The sequence below is a fragment of the Candidatus Poriferisodalis sp. genome, from assembly GCF_965208925.1.
Taxonomy (GTDB): domain Bacteria; phylum Actinomycetota; class Acidimicrobiia; order Acidimicrobiales; family Poriferisodalaceae; genus Poriferisodalis.
In genome coordinates this window covers 3,109,438-3,128,437 of sequence record NZ_OZ242364.1, presented here as the reverse complement: position 1 = coordinate 3,128,437, position 19,000 = coordinate 3,109,438, and the positions used below count along the sequence as shown (strand labels likewise).

Annotated in this window: 18 protein-coding genes and 1 pseudogene; 10 read left to right on the top strand and 9 right to left on the bottom strand. The window is 66.5% G+C overall.

Going from position 1 to position 19,000, the window contains the following annotated elements; genetic code table 11:
* The first annotated feature begins 4 nt into the window (after positions 1-4).
* Positions 5-880, top strand: coding sequence for an alpha/beta fold hydrolase (locus ACOGI5_RS13745; RefSeq protein WP_419864974.1), 876 nt, complete (start codon positions 5-7; stop codon positions 878-880).
* A gap of 36 nt (positions 881-916) precedes the next feature.
* Here the strand turns inward: ACOGI5_RS13745 and ACOGI5_RS13740 are convergent, their stop codons facing one another.
* From ACOGI5_RS13740 to ACOGI5_RS13725, 4 genes and pseudogenes are all read right to left on the bottom strand, one after another.
* Positions 917-1,822, bottom strand: coding sequence for an aminotransferase class IV (locus ACOGI5_RS13740; RefSeq protein WP_419864973.1), 906 nt, complete (start codon positions 1,820-1,822; stop codon positions 917-919).
* A gap of 12 nt (positions 1,823-1,834) precedes the next feature.
* The gene (locus ACOGI5_RS13735; RefSeq protein WP_419865493.1) at positions 1,835-2,506 is read right to left on the bottom strand and encodes a protein-disulfide reductase DsbD domain-containing protein; all 672 of its coding nucleotides are present in this window, start codon (positions 2,504-2,506) and stop codon (positions 1,835-1,837) included.
* A pseudogene (locus ACOGI5_RS13730) lies at positions 2,492-2,746 on the bottom strand (redoxin domain-containing protein); the annotation flags it as partial. The gene ACOGI5_RS13735 and the pseudogene ACOGI5_RS13730, both read right to left, overlap by 15 nt.
* A gap of 12 nt (positions 2,747-2,758) precedes the next feature.
* Entirely contained in the window at positions 2,759-3,016 is a 258-nt protein-coding gene (locus ACOGI5_RS13725; protein WP_419864972.1) for a hypothetical protein, read from the bottom strand.
* A 152-nt stretch (positions 3,017-3,168) separates the two neighbouring features.
* Here ACOGI5_RS13725 and ACOGI5_RS13720 point away from each other — a divergent pair, with 152 nt between their 5' ends.
* Entirely contained in the window at positions 3,169-5,430 is a 2,262-nt protein-coding gene (locus ACOGI5_RS13720) for a xanthine dehydrogenase family protein molybdopterin-binding subunit (protein ID WP_419864971.1), read from the top strand.
* On the opposite strand, the gene ACOGI5_RS13715 is transcribed toward ACOGI5_RS13720, so the two are convergent.
* The 4 genes from ACOGI5_RS13715 to ACOGI5_RS13700 form a co-directional block, all read right to left on the bottom strand.
* On the bottom strand, positions 5,427-6,515 hold the full coding sequence (locus ACOGI5_RS13715; RefSeq protein WP_419865492.1) for an NAD(P)H-dependent flavin oxidoreductase: 1,089 nt from the start codon (positions 6,513-6,515) through the stop codon (positions 5,427-5,429). The genes ACOGI5_RS13720 and ACOGI5_RS13715 overlap by 4 nt on opposite strands.
* Before the next feature lie 74 nt (positions 6,516-6,589).
* Positions 6,590-7,810 (bottom strand): LLM class flavin-dependent oxidoreductase, encoded by a 1,221-nt coding sequence (locus ACOGI5_RS13710; RefSeq protein ID WP_419864970.1) that lies wholly within the window; start codon positions 7,808-7,810, stop codon positions 6,590-6,592.
* 45 nt (positions 7,811-7,855) lie between these two features.
* Complete coding sequence (locus ACOGI5_RS13705) at positions 7,856-8,599, bottom strand: SDR family oxidoreductase (RefSeq protein WP_419864969.1); 744 nt, start codon at positions 8,597-8,599, stop codon at positions 7,856-7,858.
* 184 nt (positions 8,600-8,783) lie between these two features.
* Positions 8,784-9,971 (bottom strand): CaiB/BaiF CoA transferase family protein, encoded by a 1,188-nt coding sequence (locus tag ACOGI5_RS13700; RefSeq protein ID WP_419864968.1) that lies wholly within the window; start codon positions 9,969-9,971, stop codon positions 8,784-8,786.
* Positions 9,972-10,050: 79 nt separating this feature from the next.
* On the opposite strand from ACOGI5_RS13700, the gene ACOGI5_RS13695 reads away from it, so the two are divergent.
* From ACOGI5_RS13695 to ACOGI5_RS13665, 7 genes are all read left to right on the top strand, one after another.
* Entirely contained in the window at positions 10,051-11,268 is a 1,218-nt protein-coding gene (locus tag ACOGI5_RS13695) for a Rieske 2Fe-2S domain-containing protein (RefSeq protein ID WP_419864967.1), read from the top strand.
* Positions 11,269-11,311: 43 nt separating this feature from the next.
* Positions 11,312-12,082, top strand: coding sequence for a class II aldolase/adducin family protein (locus tag ACOGI5_RS13690; protein ID WP_419864966.1), 771 nt, complete (start codon positions 11,312-11,314; stop codon positions 12,080-12,082).
* Positions 12,072-13,451 (top strand): aromatic ring-hydroxylating oxygenase subunit alpha, encoded by a 1,380-nt coding sequence (locus ACOGI5_RS13685; protein ID WP_419864965.1) that lies wholly within the window; start codon positions 12,072-12,074, stop codon positions 13,449-13,451. The genes ACOGI5_RS13690 and ACOGI5_RS13685 overlap by 11 nt, the downstream gene beginning before the upstream one ends.
* Positions 13,448-13,978, top strand: coding sequence for a 3-phenylpropionate/cinnamic acid dioxygenase subunit beta (locus tag ACOGI5_RS13680; protein WP_419864964.1), 531 nt, complete (start codon positions 13,448-13,450; stop codon positions 13,976-13,978). The genes ACOGI5_RS13685 and ACOGI5_RS13680 overlap by 4 nt, the downstream gene beginning before the upstream one ends.
* 34 nt (positions 13,979-14,012) lie before the next feature.
* Positions 14,013-14,789 (top strand): SDR family oxidoreductase, encoded by a 777-nt coding sequence (locus ACOGI5_RS13675; protein ID WP_419864963.1) that lies wholly within the window; start codon positions 14,013-14,015, stop codon positions 14,787-14,789.
* 144 nt (positions 14,790-14,933) lie between these two features.
* Complete coding sequence (locus ACOGI5_RS13670) at positions 14,934-16,415, top strand: 4-hydroxyphenylacetate 3-hydroxylase family protein (protein WP_419864962.1); 1,482 nt, start codon at positions 14,934-14,936, stop codon at positions 16,413-16,415.
* A gap of 21 nt (positions 16,416-16,436) precedes the next feature.
* The gene (locus ACOGI5_RS13665; protein WP_419864961.1) at positions 16,437-17,318 is read left to right on the top strand and encodes an LLM class F420-dependent oxidoreductase; all 882 of its coding nucleotides are present in this window, start codon (positions 16,437-16,439) and stop codon (positions 17,316-17,318) included.
* An 18-nt stretch (positions 17,319-17,336) separates the two neighbouring features.
* On the opposite strand, the gene ACOGI5_RS13660 is transcribed toward ACOGI5_RS13665, so the two are convergent.
* Entirely contained in the window at positions 17,337-17,996 is a 660-nt protein-coding gene (locus ACOGI5_RS13660) for a TetR/AcrR family transcriptional regulator (protein WP_419864960.1), read from the bottom strand.
* 151 nt (positions 17,997-18,147) lie between these two features.
* Between ACOGI5_RS13660 and ACOGI5_RS13655 the strand changes: the two genes are divergently transcribed.
* Positions 18,148-18,987, top strand: a complete 840-nt coding sequence (locus ACOGI5_RS13655; protein WP_419864959.1) for a TauD/TfdA dioxygenase family protein — start codon at positions 18,148-18,150, stop codon at positions 18,985-18,987.
* Positions 18,988-19,000 lie beyond the last annotated feature (13 nt).

Below are 19,000 nucleotides of genomic sequence, written 5' to 3'. Positions count from 1 at the left end.
TGACATGGCCGAGCGCATGGTCAAAGCCAACGGCATCGACATCTGTACCGAGGACTTCGGCGACCCGGGCGACACTCCAATCCTGCTGGTGATGGGAGCCAGCGCCCAGATGATCCTGTGGGAGGAAGGGTTCATCGCCGGGCTTGTCGAAGGCGGGCGCTACGTGATCCGGTTCGACAACCGCGACACGGGCCAGACCACCAGCTTCGATCTCGAGCAGGAGACCTACGGGCTCGCCGACATGGCGAACGACGCTGTGGGCGTGCTCGATGCGTACGGGCTCGCCAGCGCACACCTCGTGGGTGCATCGATGGGCGGGATGATCAGCCAGCAGGTCGCCATCGATCACCCCGGACGCATCCGGAGCATGACGTCGATCATGTCGACGCCCTCAGGCGGGGAGATCGCGCGGGCGATTTTCATGGGCGAGACGCCCGACTTGCCGCCGCCGGACCAGAAGGTCATCGACGTCAACATGAAGTACACGCTCGAGCCACCTCTCTCGCGCAGCGACAGGGTGCGATCGCGGATCGAGATGTTCGAAGCGCTGGCCGGCAGCCGCGTCCCCTTTGACGTGGGGCGCTTCACGGCGATCTTCGAGCGCGAGTACGACCGAGCTGCGAACTGGCCGGCGATGAACAATCACGGCCTCGCACTCATGGACGAGGAGAACCGGTCCACGAAACTGCGGAATATCTCCACGCCCACCATCGTCATCCACGGCACGGAGGACCCGATCCTGCCCTATCCCCACGGCGAGGCCACGGTCGAAGCGATCGAAGGAGCCCGCATGGTGACGCTCGACCAAGTCGGTCACGAGCTGCCTGAGCCAATCTGGCCGCAGGTGTGGGAAGCGATCCTCGCCCACACCGCCGAATAGCTCAGCGAGGGGAAGCCACTGCGGCGGCCAGAGGCTTCAGTAGTCGATCGGCGTGGTCCAGCGGGGGTCGTCGTGGGCGTCCCAGTAGGCCTGACGGAGCTGCATCGTGAACGGACCGGGCGTGCCGTCACCGAGCGGCCGGCCGTCGATCATCGTGACCGGCATGACGCCGCCGGCCGTGCTGGTCATGAACGCTTCGTCGGCTCGGCCGGCATCGGCGGCCGGGATGGGGGCCACATGGGCGGTCAGGCCGTGCTCGGTGGCCAAGTCGAGGATCGTCCGGCGAGTGATGCCTTCCAGCACCCCGGCGTCGGGCGTGTACAGCTGGCCGTCGGCAACGAGGAAGATGTTGAAGCCGGGACCCTCGGTGAGGTTGCCGTCGAGGTCGGGCAGCACGACCACGCTGCCACCTCGCTCGCGGGCCTCGAAGGCGCCGCGGGTCAGGTCGCCCCAGTGGAAGTTCTTGACCGTCGGATCCACCGATGACGTCGGGATGCGCACGGTGTCCTGAGCGATGATCAGGTGCGAGCCGGTCTCCTGCTTGTCGGGCTCGACAATCCAGATGTACGGGATCGCATAGGCGTAGAACAGATTCTGGAACGACCACGGGCTGCGGCTTTCGCGGCTCGGCCGGCCCCGTGTCGAGATCATCTCGACATAGGACTCGCGTAGCGCTGACTTGCGGACGCACTCGGTGAGGATTGCGGCCATCTGCTCTCGGTCGAGCTCCAGGCTCATCTGGAGGCTCTTCATGCTGCGCTCGAAGCGGTCCAAGTGGGCGTCGAGCCGGAAGAACTTCCCGTTCCACACGGCGACGACGTCGTAGGTCACGTCCGAGCGGCTGAAACCGACATCGAGCAGCGAGATCTTGGCGTCACGGATGGGCACGTATTCGCCGTCAACCCAAGCGCAGCCCCGGCTGTAGGGGTTGTCATCGGTCATCGAGTGCTCCTGTCACTTGTCGGCAACGATGGAGTCGTCTGCGGCGCGGCGGTCGATGAGCCGCTGGAAATGCTGGGCGCCGTTCATGGCCGGCACCCGGCCCACTCCAGGGCCCATGTCGCCGAGCACCGGGAAGCCGGCCTCCATGCGGAAGCTGAACGGCATGGATTGGGGAAGGAAGCACTCCGCATCGTCGCAGGCCTGCCAGCGAACCCGACCGCTGATCGTGACGAAGCGCCCCTCGTCGTCCTTCTGCATCTTCCGTGCGTTCTGCGCCACAGGCAGCCGCAGCACCACGTCCCCCTCGTACACCTGCAGTGTCTCGCCCGAGCCGGTGAGCGTCAGAGGCGACGTCGGCGGCGCCAGCGGCTCGTAGGACAGGATCCCGTCGAGGTCGTCGAGCTCGATGGCTGCGGCGACCAGCCCCTCGGGCACAGGTTCGCCGTACAGGTGCTGGCCCTCAGGAACCCGGAACGTGGCGATGATCTGGCGGGTGACGCCCATCGGGAGCCGATCTCCGGCGATCCGAACATCCGCCGAGACCCGGCCAGCAGGCTCTCCGTCGCTCGGGGCCGGAACCTCGAACTCGTGACCGAGCGCCGCCGCCAGCAGCTGCTCGGGGCCTGGCCGAATCGCGAAATTGTGCTCGAAGAACTTCGCCACGATGATCCCGTCTGCGTCGATGACATACGACCCGGGGAATGGAAGGCCGTACCACGGGTGGTCGTCAGGCGGGATCAGCGTGTTGAGAATCCCGAACGAACTGATCACCTCGCTGTCGGGGTCCGACAGCATCGTGAACGTGGTGTCGTGGGCCTCGGAGTAGTCAGCCAGCGCGTCAGGTTCGTCGTAGCTCAGTGCATACAGCCGGACGCCGGCCGCGCGGTAGGCATCCATGCCTCGTTCCAGCTCGACCAGCTGGGTGCGGCACGGCGGTCACCACACCGCCGAGCGATAGAACACCACCACGGCAGGCTGCCCCGCCCGGTCGGCGTGCACATCGATCAGGCGGCCGGCTTGGTCGGTCGCCACGATGTCCGGCAGGCGGGACCCCACCTCGGGGCCTGTCGGGAATTCGCCCAGTGGGATCCGTCGACTCCCGCTGCCAGGTGGCTCAGGCATGTTGAAGCCCTCGGCGTCCTCGAAGTACGGACCATTCGAGGGGCCGCCCCGGGTGTCGAGTTCGATGTCCATATGCCGCTCCGATCGCCTGGTGCGCGCTGATCAGCGAGGTCGATCATTGCACGCTGGCCTCGGCCGTTCCCGGTACCGATGACACGTGACCGCGGCCCGACCGATGTGGGGGCACCGCTCTCGCTGAACGTTCGGGGAGCTACGTTGCATCCGTGGCTACTTCAGGATTCGCCGGGCGGCGGGAAGACGAGCCTCTGCTGCGCGGCCTGAGCACGTACATCGACGGGTTGGATGTCCCCGAGCTCGCGAGTGCAGCGCACGCCGTGTTCATCCGTTCGGCGGAGGCCCACGCACGCCTTGCTTCGGTCGACGTGACCGAGGCCCGTCAGGCCGACGGCGTGATCGCCGTGTACCTCGGTCCCGAGGTGGACGGCTGGCCGTTCCCGCCTCGGCTGCCGTCGATGAACCGCGACCTGTGGCGGCCGCTCATGGCCTACGACACGGTCCGCTTCGTCGGTGAGCCCATCGCCTTGGTGATCGCCGAGACCCGTGCCGCGGCAGTTGACGCTGCCGAGCTCGCGATCGTCGACTACGAGCCGCTGCCCCCGGTTGTTGACCTCGATGCCAGCCTCAACGGCGAAACGCTGCTGCACGAGCACGCAGGCACCAATATCGCCCTGGCCTGGGAGCTCGACGAGGTTCCCGATGAGGTGTGGCAAGGCTGCGACGTGACCGTCGAATTCGACCTCGTCCATCCGCGGCTCGGCCCACACCCGATCGAACCCTTGGCGGGCGCTTCTGCCTGGGGTCCCGACGGACGCTGCACCGCCTGGGTGTGCTCGCAGCGACCGGCTGGGGCAAAGCACGTCATCGAGACGCTGCTGGGCCTCGAACCGGGCACGGTGCGGGCCATCTCGCCCGACGTCGGCGGCGGCTTCGGCGCCAAGGGCGGATGGGGCTGCTATCCCGAAGATGTCGCTGTGGCGTGGGCGGCCCGCGAGCTGGGCCGACCGATCCGGTGGGCGCAGACCCGCTCGGAAGCGTCTCTCGCCATGGGCCACGGGAGGGCATCCCGTCACCGGGTCCGCATCGGCGGCAACCGTGACGGCACGATCGTGGCCTATGCCGTCGATGCCCTCCAGGACAGCGGGGCCTATCCGGCGATGGGCACCAACGTCACCACCAACCTGCGCAACAGCGGCACCGGCGTCTATGACATCGCACACGCCACGCTGCGCGGCACGTCGGTGGTCACCAACACCACGCCCACAGTGGCGTTCCGGGGCGCCGGCCGTCCCGAGGCGGCGTGTTCCATCGAACGGGCGGTCGATCGATTTGCTGCAGCGATCGGCCGCGACCCGCTGGAAGTGCGCCTCGCCAATCTGGTGCCGGCAGACCGGTTCCCGTACCGCACCGCCGTGGGGGCCACCTACGACAGCGGCAACTACCCCGACGCGCTGGCTATGGCGGCGGATCTGGCCGATTATGAGGGGCTGCGGGCCGAGCAGGCCGCTCGCCGCGCAAGCAGCGATGGCGACACCCTGCTCGGCGTCGGCGTGAGCTGCACTACCGAGATCACCGGCGGCGGCGAGGGGGAGCGGGCGACAGCGCTGCTGCTTGAAGACGGCACCGTCGACGTAGTGGTGGGCACCTCACCTCACGGTCAGGGGCACGAGACCACCTTCGCACCTGTCGTGGCCGCTCAGCTCGGACTCGACGTCGACCAGATCATCATTTCCCACGACGACTCCGACCGTTCGCCCGTCGGCGGGGGGACCATCGGGTCCCGCTCGGCGCAGCTCGGCGGTTCGGCCGCCCACGGCGCCGCGGTCGACTTGGTGGCAGCGGCCCGCGAACGTGCGGCTGAGCTGCTCGAAGCCGATCCCGACGACGTCGTGCTCGACACGGACCGCGGGCTGTTCCATGTGGTGGGCACCCCGGCACGCTCGCTCGGCTGGGTTGACCTCGCCAAGCAAGGCGAGCTCAGCGTCGACCACCACTTCCGGCCCGAGGGCGGGGCTGGGTCGTTCTCGTTCGGCGCGTGCGTGGCTGCCGTAGAGATCGACCCCGGGACGGGCGAGGTGCAGGTGCGGCGCTTGCTGAGCGTCGACGACGCTGGCGTGATCCTGCAGCCGGAGCTGGCGCATGGTCAGGTGCACGGCGGCCTCGCACTGGCGGTCGGCGCTGCGCTGTACGAGGAGATGTACTACGACGACGATGGCATCCCGATGACGGTCGGCCTGGCCGACTACGCCCTGCCGTCCGCCGCGGAGCTGCCGAACTTCGAAACCCATGAGACGGTGACGCCGTCGCCGCTCAATCCGCTGGGCGTCAAAGGTCTCGGCGAGTCCGGGACGGTGGTGGCCACGCCTGCGATCCACAGCGCCGTGCTCGATGCGCTGGCGCCGTTCGGCGTCGAGCATCTGGATCTGCCGCTGACACCCGAGAAGATCTGGCGCGCCCTGCAGGCCTAGCGGTCGTCAGGACTGCCCAGCAGCGCCTGAGCCTCTTCGACCACGCTGCTGACGACTTCGCCTGCGCTCGGCAGATCGCCCAGCAGGTTGAATCCGGCACCGGCATAGAGCGGCTGCATCTGGTCGTCATCGGCAGCCACGGAAGCCCGCTGCAGGTCGGCTCGCGCCGCGGCCTGCAAGAGACCGGGCAGCGGCTGCCCGCCGTGTTCCGCCCAATGGTCCGTGAACTCCGATCGCAGGACTCTGGCCCACTGGCCGGTGAACCCGTCGGTGAGCACGGTGGTGCCAGTCCCGGAAATGAGACGTTCCTTCCACAACGGGCTGGCTTGCGACTCGGCTGTGGCTACGAACCGGGTGCCCATCAGCACGCCGGATGCACCGAGCATGAGCGCCGCCGCCAGGCCCCGCCCGTCCACGATCCCGCCGGCAGCGACCACTGGCACGCGATCGTCGATTGTCTCGATGACTTGGGGGACCAGCGTGAACGTGCCGGTGCCGCCAGCCTCGCCAGCGGGCAGCTTGCGGCCGTGGCTGCGATGCCCGCCTGCCTCGAGACCCTGGGCGATCACCACGTCGCTGCCGCAATCCACAGCGTCGCGGGCATCGGCAGTCGTGGCCACCATCGTGACGACCTTGGCGTCGATTCCGTGGAATCGGTCGATCAGCTCAGGCTCGGGTATGCCGAGGCCCGCCGAGAACACAGGTACGCGCTCGTCGATCATCACTTCCAGGGCGGCATCGACAAGGTCTGGCATCGGCGGGGGCGCCTCCAGCGTCGCAGGCAGCTCGAAGCGAGGACGCAGTTCGTTGAGGACGCCCTGCACCGATCGGACCAGGTCCGTGTGGTCGCTGACATCAGGGGGCGAGCGCACATCGTCGTGGAGCCAGATGTTGACGCCGAAAGGCCGGTGGGTCAGTTCCCGCACCCGCCGGATTGCGTCCCGGACAGCATCGGGCCGCAGATTGAGCGCAGCCAGAATGCCGAGCCCGCCGGCGTTGCAGACGGCGGCCACCAGCTCAGGACCGGCCACCCCGCCCATTCCCGACTGCAAGACTGGGGCCGTGATTCCGATGGCGGAGCGCAGCCGCTGGGGATCGCCGGGAGTGCTAATTCCCGCACCCTAGACGTGTTGGTCCGACAGTCTGGGGTGCGATGTGCTCAGTCGGCTTCGGCCGCGGCGCCGACATTCGGCGTGAAGCCTGACTTGGGCGTCCCGACACCCTTCAGTGCTGCGGCGGCTCGCTCGTTCTCGAAGATCTTCGCCAGGATCGCCTTGCCGGCTCGATCGAAGTACTCCCGGTTCTCCATCACGAACTCGTTGGATTCCTGCATCGAAGCGAGCTGGCCGTTGACCGCAGGCATGACGTGGCGCGCCACGAGATCCCAGCTGCGGAACATGGCCTCGGGCTCGGCCCAGTCGTTGACGAAGCCCATCATCACGCCGAACCCGCCGGTGATCTCCTGCATCCGCAGGATGTTCTCGATCAGATCGTCGGGCGTGCCGATGACGCCGGCGGCTGCGTCGGGGTCGGCATAGAAGTCGATGGCGTCGGCGGTCGAGGCGAGGTGCTCGAGGCCTGGTCGCTGCAGGGTGTCGACGTTGTATTCGTTGTGCCAGCGCAGCAGGCCGTGCTCGACGTCTCGCCGGGCCTGATCGCGGGTGAGCGCTACGTGGAAGTTGAACATCACCCGCCAGTCGGCCCGGTCCACGACCCGGTCATGCTTGGCAGCGGCCTCCTCGGCAAAGCTCCACTGCAGCGGCAGTGACGCCAAGCCCTCGGTGGACATGGAGCCGATCGAGAGCACTCCCATGCCGTGCTTGCCGGCCAGGGTCATGCCCGACGGGCTGATCATCGACGCCGTCACCATCGGGATCTTGTGCTGGTAGGGCAGGATCTGCAGCTTCGCGTCGTACAGCGAGAACCAGTCGCACTCGTAGGTGAAGCGCTCGCCGCCGGCCAGCAGCCGCTGAATGACGGGGATCGCTTCGTCCTGGCGGTCGCGCAGCAGCATCGAGTCGATGCCCAAGGTGTGGGCGTCGGACGGCAGCGCACCGGGCCCGGTGCCGAGCATCGCCCGCCCGAAGCTCATCTGGTCGAGTTGCACGATGCGCTGGGCGACGTTGAAGGGGTGGTGGTAGGGGATGGATGTCACCCCGGTGCCCAGCTGGATGCGGCCGGTGCGCACAGCAGCGGCGGCCAGGAACATCTCGGGCGAGCCGATGGTCTCCCAGCCCGTCGAGTGATGCTCGCCGCACCAGAACTCGTCGTAGCCCAGCCGGTCGAGGCGGGTGACGAGGTCGAGATCTCGCTGCAACTGCAGCGCAGGACTCTCGCCGGGCAAGTGGTGGGGCGCCAGGAACGCTGCGAACTTCACCATCGGGACCCTACCGAAGCCCGACTGTCGCCCGATGAGCGACGAGTGCTAGCTGATGCTGCGGCCGCCGTCCACGTCAAGGCAGACGCCGGTGAGGAAGCCGGCCTCGTCCGATGCCAGGAACATCACGGCGTTGGCGACATCGACGGGGTCGGACATCCGGCCCATCGGGATGCCCTCGATGACTGCTTCCCGCATCTCGTCAGACATCTTGTCCAAGCCAGTCGCCCGCTCGAAGAAGCGGGTCTCCGCGGCCACCGGCGCGACGCAGTTGATGCGGATGTCGGGCGCGAACTCCTCGGCCAGGCCCCTCGTCAGCATGATCGTCGCCGCCTTCGACGTGTTGTACGGCGTCAGGCCCGGCCGGGGCCGCTTGCCGCCGATCGACGCCGTGCTCACGATCGAGCTGCCAGGCGGCATGTGCGGGGTGAAGTGCTTGGCGGCGAAGTAGACGCTGCGGGTGTTGACCGCCCACATGAGGTCGAATGCCTCGGTGGAAATGTCCAGCGTGGATCCCATCAGGTGAGCGAACCCGGCGTTGGCGGCCACGATGTCGATGCCGCCCCAAGTGCCCGCCATCAGCCGAGCCAATTCGGCGTGCGCCTCCTCGTCGGTGACGTCAAGCCGCGAGGTCCGAGCCCCGTCGAGTTCTGCAGCGACTGCTTCGGCGCCCTCGATGTCGATGTCCGTCACCATGACCCGCGCGCCGCGCTCGGCGAAGCCTTGGCTGATTGCCCTGCCGAAGCCGGATGCGCCGCCGGTCACGATCACCCGCTTGCCATCAAACCTCATCGTCGCGTCCTCCTGTGGTCAGCGGATCGTAGGCCGGGGGTCACCACCCGCCTGTTACGCTGCATCGCAGAGGCCAGCCACCCCGGAGTTGGCAGAGCAACCCGCTTGGGTAGCAACCGGGGGGCTGGCCCTCTCGCGACCGTAGTGATTGCCTGTCTCGGATCGGCCTGAATTTCGATGTAGGTCATGGCATGCTGAGGATGCCTGAGTCGATGAGGCTGTCGATCTTCTCGACGCCATAACCGATCTCAGTGAGGATCTCCCGGCCGTGTTCGCCGATCCTCGGCGCCGGCCGCCGGACGCTCGGCGGCGTCTCGGAGAACTGCTCGGGTGGCGGGATGGATCGGTACGGGCCTGCGACCGGATGCTCGTCGACCGGAAGCTGGGCCACGAGTTCGTCGAGCGTCGCCGCCTCGGTGGCGGGGATGCCGTGTTCGGAACACAGCTCGAGCCACTCCGCAGTCGTGCGCTGGTCCAGCACCGACGCCACATCGCGATAGAGGCTGTCGCTGTGGGTCACGCGCTCAATCGGCGTTGCGAAGCGTTCGTCGGTGGCGAGATCGTGCCGTCCCCCTGCTTCGAACAGTGCGACGTAGTGCTGGTGGTCGTAGGGAAGAATGTTGATCCAGCCGTCGGCGGTTGGCTGGGGCTTGCGCTCGGGCGTGAGGATCCGGGCATACCCGGCACTCGCCACGGGCGGCTCGGAGATGGCGCCCGCACCGTGCTCGGCGAGCACGAAGGCGCGCATCACATCGATCATCGGGATCTCGATGCACTGCCCCTGGCCGGTCAGAGCCCGGTGGTACAGAGCAGCGGTCACCGAGTTGGCAATCGTCAGTCCACAGAACTTGTCGGCGACGAGGCTGGGGAGCAGCATCGGCTCGGCGCCCATGCGCCGGAACAGGTCGCCGATGCCGCTGGCGGACTGGATGATGTCGTCATAGGCGGGCGCATCGGCCTGATCGCTCGAGGACGGGTAGCCATGGGCCCGGCAGAACACGATGTCGTCGCGAACCTCCCGCACCGCCTCGTAGTTCAGGCCGAGCCGTCCCAGCGGTCCGGGACGCAGGTTGGTGATCATCACGTCGCAGGTTGCGGCGATGTCCAAGAACGCCTGCCGACCACGCGGATGCTTGAGATCCATGGCGATACTGCGCTTGTTGCGCAGCAGGTTGAGTGCGACTCCGGAGAATTCCGCCGTAGGTCCAGCGCCCATGCTGCGGTTGCGATCACCTGATGCCGATTCGACGAAGATGACGTCGGCGCCCAGGTCGCCGAGCGTCCGGGTGGCAGCCGGGCCCATGAGCACCGATGACAGGTCGACAACGCGCACTCCGGCCAGCGGCCCCGCAGCGTTCTCGCTCTCGCTCATCTCGGACCCGTCCTGTCAGCCGGCAGCGTGCTCAAATGTCAGCAGGCGCACGGATGGTACAAACAGGGCGGGGTGACCGATGGATCGACTCAGTGAGCGTCCGGTGAACATCGATGTCGGGACTGGGTACGAGCTGCCCGAACCCCACTCGGCATCGGACCTCGTCGAGGTCGAGCGCGGGACGCCGGCGGGTGAGCTGCTTCGCCGCTACTGGCATCCGTTTGCGCTTGCGGCCGATGCCTCCGACGTTCCCAGGCCGGTGAAAGTGCTGGGGGAGGATCTCATCCTGTTCCGGGATGGCAGCGGCCGGCCAGGGCTGGTGCACCACCGTTGCTGCCATCGGGGGACGTCGCTGTATTACGGCAAGGTCGAAGAGCGCGGCATCCGGTGCTGCTATCACGGATGGCTGTTCGACATCGAGGGCAACACGCTCGAGATGCCGTGCGAACCGGAAGGCGGTCAGCATCTGGAGCGGTACCGGCAGCCGTGGTACCCGCTCGTGGACTACCACGGGATGCTGTTTACCTACCTGGGCCCGCCGCAGCTCAAGCCGGCATTCCCGACGTACGACGTTCTCTCCGACGTCGCCGAGGGATGGGAAGTGGTGGCCGACGACAACAACATCGGCCTGCACGGCGACCCGACGCCGTGCAACTGGTTTCAGACGCACGAGAACGTCATGGATCCCTTCCACGTGTACGTGTTGCACGCCGGCTTCTCGGGCAACCAGTTCGTCGCCGAGATGCAGTCGTTGCCCGAGGTGAGCTGGCATTTCACTCCGCATGGCGTCAAGTCGCACCAAGACCGAGAGCTCGACGACGGCCGGTTCTTCCACCGGGTCACCGAGGTGCTGATGCCCAACGTGCGGATCGTGGCGAGTCCATTCGTCGAGCACGAAGGGCAGGCCACCAGCGTCGCGTGGACGCTGCCGATCTCACGGACCGAGACCAAGATCTTCACCATCCTCAAGCGCCCCATCGGCAGCCCCTCTCGGCGCGCCTCCTACGGCGGCAAGCGATGGGAGGAGTTGACCCCCTCAGAGCACCAGCAGATGCCCGGCGACTACGAGGCCATGGTGGGCCAAGGTCCGGTCACCCTGCACTCGGAGGAACGCCTGGCCAGCTCCGACCGGGGCGTGGTGATGTTCCGGCACCGGTTCCGCGAATGCCTCAAGCAGATGGCGGCCGGCGAGGATCCGCCTGCCGTCTCCTATGACGCCCAGGTCCAGGCGGCCCGGTACGAGGTGCGAGCCGGCAACTACATCGGCGACCGGGACGAGGTGATCAGCCGCGGCTGACGGCTCGGATCTGGCGATGGCAGCACGGATATAGCTTCGACGCATGAGCGATGGCCTGGACGGGCTCCGGCGCGATGTTGCGCTCGGGTGTCGGGTGATGGCCCACCGAGGCTTGGTCGAGAACATCCTGGGACACATCAGCGTTCGCATCGACGACGGACGGGCGCTGGTGCGGTGTCGCGGACCTCGCGAGAGCGGGCTGCAGTTCACCACGCCAGACGATGTGCGCGTCGTCGACCTGGCCTCTGGTGAGATCGCCGACGATCCAGCGGGGGAATACGCGGTGCCGAGCGAGCTGCCAATCCACACGTCGGTGCTGGCGGCCCATCCCGAGGTCGACTGCGTGGTGCACGCCCATCCGCCAGATGTCGTAGTGGCCAGCTTGGCGGGATTTGCTCTGGAGCCGATCTTCGGTGCCTATGACATCCCGGCGACACGATTGGCCAGCAAAGGCATCCCGGTGTACCCGAGATCGGTCTTGATCCGGACCGGTGAACTTGCCGCGGAGATGGTCGAATCGCTCGGCAATGCCCCGGCGCTGGTGCTGAAGGGACACGGCGTGGTGACGACCGGCGCTGACGTCGCCGACGCGGTGCTCCGAGCGCTGCAGGTCGACACGCTGGCACGCATTCATCTGCGCGTCCGCGCTGCCGGTGTGATTCCCGAAGCCGTACCTGATGCTGACTTGGGCGAGCTGCCGGATTTGGGGAGTGCGTTCAACCGTGAGACCCTGTGGAGACACCACTTGGCTGCTCTCGAACAGGACGGCCGTGGGCTTCCTAGCGCAGGAGGGAGGAGTCTCGATGGAACCTGACGTCATTGACCAGGTCACGGCCTCGGTGCGACTGGGCCTCATTCCCGCCTACCTGTACAACGACGCCGAGGTGTACGAGCTGGAGCGGGCCCGGCTGTTCGGCCGCGCGTGGACGTTCCTGGCCCACGAATCCGAAATCGCTCGCCCGAACGACTACGTCGTGCGCAACATCGGGGACGATTCGTTCCTGGTGACCCGCGATGGCGACGATCAGATCCATGTGATGTTCAACATGTGCGTGCACCGGGGCATGCAGGTCTGCCGTGCCGAGCGCGGCAACGCCCGCACGTTCCGCTGCCCGTACCACGCTTGGACCTACAAGAACGACGGCCAGCTCGCCGGGTTGCCATTCCACGTCGACGCCTACGGAGGCGAAGAGGGGTTCGTCAAGGAGGGCCAGGCGTTGCTGCGGGCGCCGTCCGTGGCGACCCGCAACGGCATGATCTTCGCCAGCCTCGACCCTGACGCTCCGGACTTCGAGACATGGCTTGGCGACTTCGCCTTCTACCTCGACTTCTACACAGGTCAGAGCGAAGCCGGCATGGAGTTCCGCGGGCCGCAGCGCTGGCGCGTCGAGGCCAACTGGAAGATCGGCGCCGAGAACTTCATGGGCGACAGCTATCACACGCCCCACACCCATGCGAGCGTGGTCGACATCGAGCTGTTCGGCGAGCCGAAGCCGTACAAGCGCAAAGAGGGCGTCCTGTGGAACGCCGGGCCCGCAGGCGGCACCACCTACAAGCTGCCGCCCGGCAGCGACTTCCGGTCAGGATTGGCCTACGTCGGCTACCCCGACGAGATGATCGACCGCATGGAGCACAAGCTGAGCAGCGCCCAACGTGCGCTTGCCACGGAGCCGGGCTTCATGCCGTCCGCCTCGACGCTGTTCCCCAACCTGAGCTTCGTGCACAACTGGCCGCAGACCGATGCCGACGGGCGGATCACGCCGTTCATCTCTGTGCGCCTGTGGCAGCCCGTCGGACCGGGCGAGACCGAGGTGTACTCGTGGTTCTGTGTAGCGGCTGACGCTCCGGAGGACTACAAGGCCGCCTCCTACAAGGCGTACCTGATGTGCTTCGGGTCATCGGGCATGTTCGAGCAGGACGATGTCGAGAACTGGGTGTCGATCACGACGATGGCCAGGGGATCGATGGCGAGGAATCTGCTGCTCAACAACCGCATGGGCCTCACGCTCGACGGCGAGCCGATCGTCGACCAATTCGCGGACTTCGGCGGCCCGGGCACGGCGTACCAGGGCTTCGGCGAGCACAACCAGCGCCACTGGTTCTCCATGTGGGCCGACCTGGTGTCCCGGCCGGCGCCAGCACCCAGGCAGATCGCGTTCGGCATGGGGGAGACCCCGGCGTGAGCTCGGAGCGCTCGGGGACGCCGCTTCCCTACAGCGACCCGCGGCACCAATCCGCTGAACAATTCTTGGTGGAGGAAGCCCACCTGCTCGACACGTCGGACTTCGAGGCATGGCTGGGGCTGATGCACCCACAGATCCGCTACCGGATGCCCGTGCGGGTCACGGCAGTCAAGGCCACCGACGAGTCAGATGTGCAGACGATGGACCACTTCGACGAGGACTGGTACTCGCTGTCCAAGCGCGTGCAGCGATTCGGCACCGATTACGCCTGGACCGAGGACCCCCAAAGCCGGATCCGCCATCACGTTTCGAACGTGCGGACCTTCGAAGGCGACGACGGGGAGTTGCTCGTCGAATCGGCGGTGCTGCTGTACCGCTCGCGGGGCGATCGCATGGCGCCGAGCCTGCTGTCGGCGGGCCGGACGGACGTGTTGGTCCCAACCCGGGACGGGCTGCGCTTGCGGGCTCGGGACATCGAGATCGACGAGTCGGTGCTGCGCACCCAGAATCTGGCGATCTTCCTGTGAAGCCGCCGCGCGACGTCCCCGCGAAGGCCCAGCGATGAGCAGGTTGGCTGGCACCCGGGCCTTGATCATTGGGGCCGGCTCGGGCATCGGTAGGGGAGTGTTCGACGCCTTCGCCGCCGAGGGCGCCCGCGTCGGCGCGCTGGAGATCGATGCGGTCAAGTGCGAAGCGTTGAGTGAGGCGTCGGCGGGCCCGATTGTGCGCGGCGATGCGGCCAGCGCCGACGACAACGATGCCGCGGTGTCAGCGATGCTGGATGCCTACGGCGGCATCGACACGCTGGTGAGCTGTGTCGGGCTGTTCGACTTCCGCCTGGGACTCGAGGAGTTGCCGGCCGACGCCCTCGATGACGCCTTCGCCGAGGTCATGGACGTCAACGTCCGCTCGATGCTGCTGGCGGTGCGAGCGGGCATCGAGCCGCTGCGAGCCAGCGAGGGCTCGGTGATCCTGACTGGCTCGACCAGCAGCTTTGTGCCCGGTCGCGGGGGAATCCTGTACGTGGCGAGCAAGTTCGCGGTGCGCGGCTGCGTGGTGTCGCTGGCCCATGAGCTGGCGCCCGACATCAGGGTGAACGGCGTTGCCCCCGGCGGCACGCACAGCACTGATCTGCGCGGGTTGCGCTCACTCGGGCTGGCGGATCGATCGCTCGGATCCGAGCCGGATCGTGTCGAGTCGATCCGGCAGCGCAGCCCGCTGGGCGTCGCTCTCGGACCCGCCGACCACGCGGAGTGCTACGTGTTTCTCGCCTCTGAGGCGTCGCAGGGCATGACCGGCCGCTTCATCCACAGCGACGGCGGCGCCAACCTTCCGTAGCTCGCGCCGGCGGCAGAGGACGGCGGCCGGCGCACGACCGTCGAACCCGTTTCACAAAACTGAATAGGGTCAGTTATAGGCGGAACAATGCCGAGCTGAAGGGTGCCTGACTCCGCATTGCCGAAGCGGCACGAGGGAGCGGACATGGGGTTGAAAACCGGCGAGGAATACCTGTCGACGCTGGCAGATGGAAGGCGCGTCTACTACGACGGCCATCTCGTCGAAGATGCCTCCAAGGAACCGGGCCTGCGTACCACCGCCCTCACCGTGGCGCAGTACTACGACATGCAGCACATCGCTGAGCTCGAAGACGTCGTCACCTACGAGACGCCTGACGGCGACCGTGCCCACCTGTCGTTCATCGAGCCCCGATCCATCGACGACCTGCGACGTCGTGCTGCTGCGTTCGGCCTCTGGTCGGAGGTGACCGGCGGGCTGATGGGGCGGGCGCCGGACTACATGAACGCCTGCATGATGGCGATCGGCAACACCGGCCACATCTGGGGAATGAACGACGAACGGTTCGCCCGCAACGCCTACGAGACGTACCTGCACTGCCGCCGCAACGACATCTGCATGACCCACACGTTCGTGAATCCGATGACCGACCGGTTCACGCCATTCGCCGAGCAGGAGAAGTTCGTCAACGCTGGCATCGTCGACACCAACGACGACGGCATCATCGTCACCGGCGCTCGCATGGTCGGCACGCTCGCCCCGTTCTGCGAGGAGAACCTGAGCTTCGGCGCACCGCTGGGCCTCGAGGGCAACGGCGACGAGATCTACGCGCTCGGCTTCACCTGCAAGGTCAACCACCCGAACCTGAAATGGATGTGCCGGGACAAGCTCGATCCCGAGCGATCCCACTACGACCGTCCGCTGACCGGCCGCTTCGAGGAGATGGACGCGCTCGCCATCTGGGAAGAAGCGTTCATCCCCTGGGAGGACGTGTTCATCTGCAACGACATCGAGCCGCACAACCTGTCGATTCCCGGTATGAAGTTCTTCCAGTCGCTGGGTCATCACGTCGTGGTGAAGAACGTGGCGAAGACGCGGTTTCTCTTCGGCCTGGCGCACCTGATGGCCGAGTCGTCGCAGATCTCGCAGTTTGTCAACGTGCAGGACCGTCTCGGCGACATTCTCATGTGGCTGCACACGATGGAATCGTTGGCCATCGCAGCCGTCGAGGGCGCCCAGCTGAACCCCGCCAACGGCCTGTACTACGCCAACGAGAGCGCCATCCAGGCGGCGCTGCGGCTGTATCCCGAGGTGTACCCCCGCATCATCGATCACATCATCCAGCTCGGTGGTGGCGGGTATGTGTCGTTGCCCCAAGAGGCCACTTTGGAGATGGCCGAGCTGGCGATCGACCGCTATTACCAAGGGGTCAGCCAGCAAGGCAAGGACAAGGTGGCGCTGTTCCGGATGGCGTGGGACATCTGCGGGACCGGCTGGGGCGGCCGTCAGGAGCTCTACGAGCGATTCTTCTTCGGCGACACCCAGCGGATGAAGGGCCTGAACTACCAGTTCTACGACAAGGACGAGGCCGTGAAGATGGTGTCGCGGATTCTGCAACCGCCGCATGGGACCGAGCGGCTTCCGTGGCCCGACTGGTCTGCGAGCTGAACGGCCCGGGAGGCTTTCAAGATGAAGTTTGGCGCAGCGTTCGGCAACGTCGACATGGGCCTCGACTGGCCTGTCATACGGCGCCTTGTCCAAGAATTGGAGACCGCCGGCTTCGACGGCATCTCCACCAACGATCATGTGATCGGTGGCCATCCCGACCGGGCAGAAGGCGAGCGAGTCCACACGTCTGCTACTGGAGTTCATGAGCCGCTGGTGTTCCTGAGCTTCATCGCCGCGGTGACTGAGCGTGTCGAGTTGGCCACCGGTGTGCTGCTGCTGCCGCAGCGCCAGACCACGCTGGCCGCCAAGCAGTGCGCCGAGCTGGACCTGCTGTCGGGCGGCCGACTTCGGCTCGGCGTGGGCATCGGACGCAACTGGATGGAATACGAAGCCCTCAACGAGGAGTTCGCCAACCGGGGCCGGCGCATCGAGGAACAAGTCGAGATCCTGCGTCGCTACTGGACCGACGAGCACGTCACCTACGAGGGCCAGTGGCACCGCCTCGACCGGGTCGGGCTCAACCCCATGCCGGTGCAGCGGCCGATCCCGATCTGGATGGGCTCGTTCTTCGGGTTCGTGAGCGAGCGGGTGCTCGAGCGGATCGGTCGGATGGCCGACGGCTGGATGCCGCAGTTCCCGCCGGCCGATCTCGAACCGATCCTGGAGCGGGTCAAGGGATATGCCCGCGGTGCAGGCCGTGATCCGGCCGAACTCGGCATCGAGTGTGCGATCCGTACCCGACCTGATGATGATCCGTCCCGCTGGGTGGACCTCGCTGAGGCCTATCGCGATCTGGGCGCCACGCACCTCAAGGTGTTTGCCGCGGGCGACACACCAGCGGACATCGTGGCGCTCATGCGTCGTTGGCTGGACGCTGTCGGTCCCGCAGTGGCGACTGACTAAACCCCTCCAGCGGGGACGTCAGTTCTGCGACACAAGGCCCCAGAGCGCTGTCTGAACGCTCTCGTCGAGCTCAGTGACCATCTCTGCATAGGAGAGCCGGCCGGTGACGAGGCGCCGCATGAGCAGCTGCCATTGCGCGTACAGATTGAGAGCCAATGTGCCCTTGGGCACATCGGGGTCGAGCTTGCCACTTGCGCTTGCATCATTCAGCAGATCGGCGAGCCGTCTCAGAAACCAGGTGACCAGGTGGTTCGCATCGGCGAGCCCGGTCTCGTGCACGAAGGGCAGCTCCTTGAAGAATGATCGTGCAAGTCGGCGATCGGCTTCGTGGTGCTCAGTGACGTGCAGCAGCAGCGCCATGATCTGTTGCACGACGTCTGCATCAGGGTCGACGCGGTCGAACGCCTCAGTCCACGCTCCGCCAGCCACGTTGATGAACGCGCTGACGAGCAGATCCTCCTTGGACTCGACGTAGAGGTAGAGCGTCCCGGCGCCGATCCCTGCAGCAGACGCGATTTCGGCTGTGGTGGTGTCGTCGAAGCCCTTTTCCTGGAAGAGCTTGGTGGCTGCAGCCACGATGCGCCGCTGCTTGTCAAGCTTGTTCCGCTCGCGCTTGCCCAGTTCGTCAATATTCGGCGGCGCGTCAGCGCTCAGAATCGGGGCGTCGGCGAGGGACATCGCCGTACAACGGTAGTCCGACCGACAATCCCCCACGAGCGCTCCGGACTCCCCCAAGCCGAGCGAATCCGGACGCGATGACAGGCCGGTAGCGCAGTATGTGCGGCGCTGAGGTTTGACGGGTCGGGGCGATCTCGGTAAACCATCACACATGGGGATCGACATCGAACCGACGGGAGCGGCACTCGGGGCGTTCGTGTCAGGCCTGGAGCTGGGCAAGCTCGACACATGCATGTCCGACACGCTGACGGAGGCGCTCGGCGAGCACGGCGTGCTGTTCTTCCGCGATCAGGACGTGTCACCCGAAGCGCATATCGCATTTGCCGAATCGCTCGGGGAGATCGACGTCAATGCGTATTTCTCGCCCAACGAGGCGCACCCCCAGATTGCCGAGGTGCGCACGCGGCCAGAGAACACCTACGTGATCGGCGAGGCGTGGCACACCGACCATTCCTATGAGGAAGCGCCCGCGCTCGGTTCCATCCTCGTCGCCCGGCAACTGCCGTCGCGTGGCGGTGACACCGCTTTCAGCTCGATGTATGCCGCCTACGACGGACTGTCCGATGGCATGAAGGAGACGCTGCGAGGGCTGCGCGCAGTGCACTCGTCGTACGAGGCGTTCGGGGTCGGATTGTCGAAACTGCCTGAAGCGGAGCGGTCCGAGCGGTTCCAAGAGGGCTATCGGTTCGGCCCCGATGTCGTGCACCCGGTGGTGATCTCCCATCCGGTGAGCGGCCGGCCGGTGCTGTATGTCAATCGTTCGTTCACGACTCGCTTCGACGGATGGACCGTCGCGGAAAGCCGACCTTTGCTCGAGTTCCTGTTCGAGCACGGTTCGAGTGTGGAATTCACGTACCGGTTCGCTTGGGAGCCTGGATCAGTCGCCATGTGGGACAACCGCTGCACCTGGCACAAAGCGCTCAACGACTATCGCGGCGAGACCCGCTTGATGCATCGCATCACCGTGAAGGGCTGCCCCATCGCAGCCTGAGCCCTGCGCAACG

Excerpts from the sequence above, each read along its gene's own strand:
- ACOGI5_RS13695 (WP_419864967.1), top strand. The coding sequence starts at position 10,051 with ATGGATCGACTCAGTGAGCGTCCGGTGAACATCGATGTCGGGACTGGG.
- ACOGI5_RS13685 (WP_419864965.1), top strand. The coding sequence starts at position 12,072 with ATGGAACCTGACGTCATTGACCAGGTCACGGCCTCGGTGCGACTGGGC.
- ACOGI5_RS13725 (WP_419864972.1), bottom strand. The coding sequence starts at position 3,016 with ATGGACATCGAACTCGACACCCGGGGCGGCCCCTCGAATGGTCCGTAC.
- ACOGI5_RS13655 (WP_419864959.1), top strand. The coding sequence starts at position 18,148 with ATGGGGATCGACATCGAACCGACGGGAGCGGCACTCGGGGCGTTCGTG.
- ACOGI5_RS13710 (WP_419864970.1), bottom strand. The coding sequence starts at position 7,810 with ATGGTGAAGTTCGCAGCGTTCCTGGCGCCCCACCACTTGCCCGGCGAG.
- ACOGI5_RS13660 (WP_419864960.1), bottom strand. The coding sequence starts at position 17,996 with ATGTCCCTCGCCGACGCCCCGATTCTGAGCGCTGACGCGCCGCCGAAT.
- ACOGI5_RS13745 (WP_419864974.1), top strand. The coding sequence starts at position 5 with ATGGCCGAGCGCATGGTCAAAGCCAACGGCATCGACATCTGTACCGAG.
- ACOGI5_RS13670 (WP_419864962.1), top strand. The coding sequence starts at position 14,934 with ATGGGGTTGAAAACCGGCGAGGAATACCTGTCGACGCTGGCAGATGGA.
- ACOGI5_RS13705 (WP_419864969.1), bottom strand. The coding sequence starts at position 8,599 with ATGAGGTTTGATGGCAAGCGGGTGATCGTGACCGGCGGCGCATCCGGC.
- ACOGI5_RS13700 (WP_419864968.1), bottom strand. The coding sequence starts at position 9,971 with ATGAGCGAGAGCGAGAACGCTGCGGGGCCGCTGGCCGGAGTGCGCGTT.
- ACOGI5_RS13690 (WP_419864966.1), top strand. The coding sequence starts at position 11,312 with ATGAGCGATGGCCTGGACGGGCTCCGGCGCGATGTTGCGCTCGGGTGT.
- ACOGI5_RS13740 (WP_419864973.1), bottom strand. The coding sequence starts at position 1,822 with ATGACCGATGACAACCCCTACAGCCGGGGCTGCGCTTGGGTTGACGGC.
- ACOGI5_RS13675 (WP_419864963.1), top strand. The coding sequence starts at position 14,013 with ATGAGCAGGTTGGCTGGCACCCGGGCCTTGATCATTGGGGCCGGCTCG.
- ACOGI5_RS13665 (WP_419864961.1), top strand. The coding sequence starts at position 16,437 with ATGAAGTTTGGCGCAGCGTTCGGCAACGTCGACATGGGCCTCGACTGG.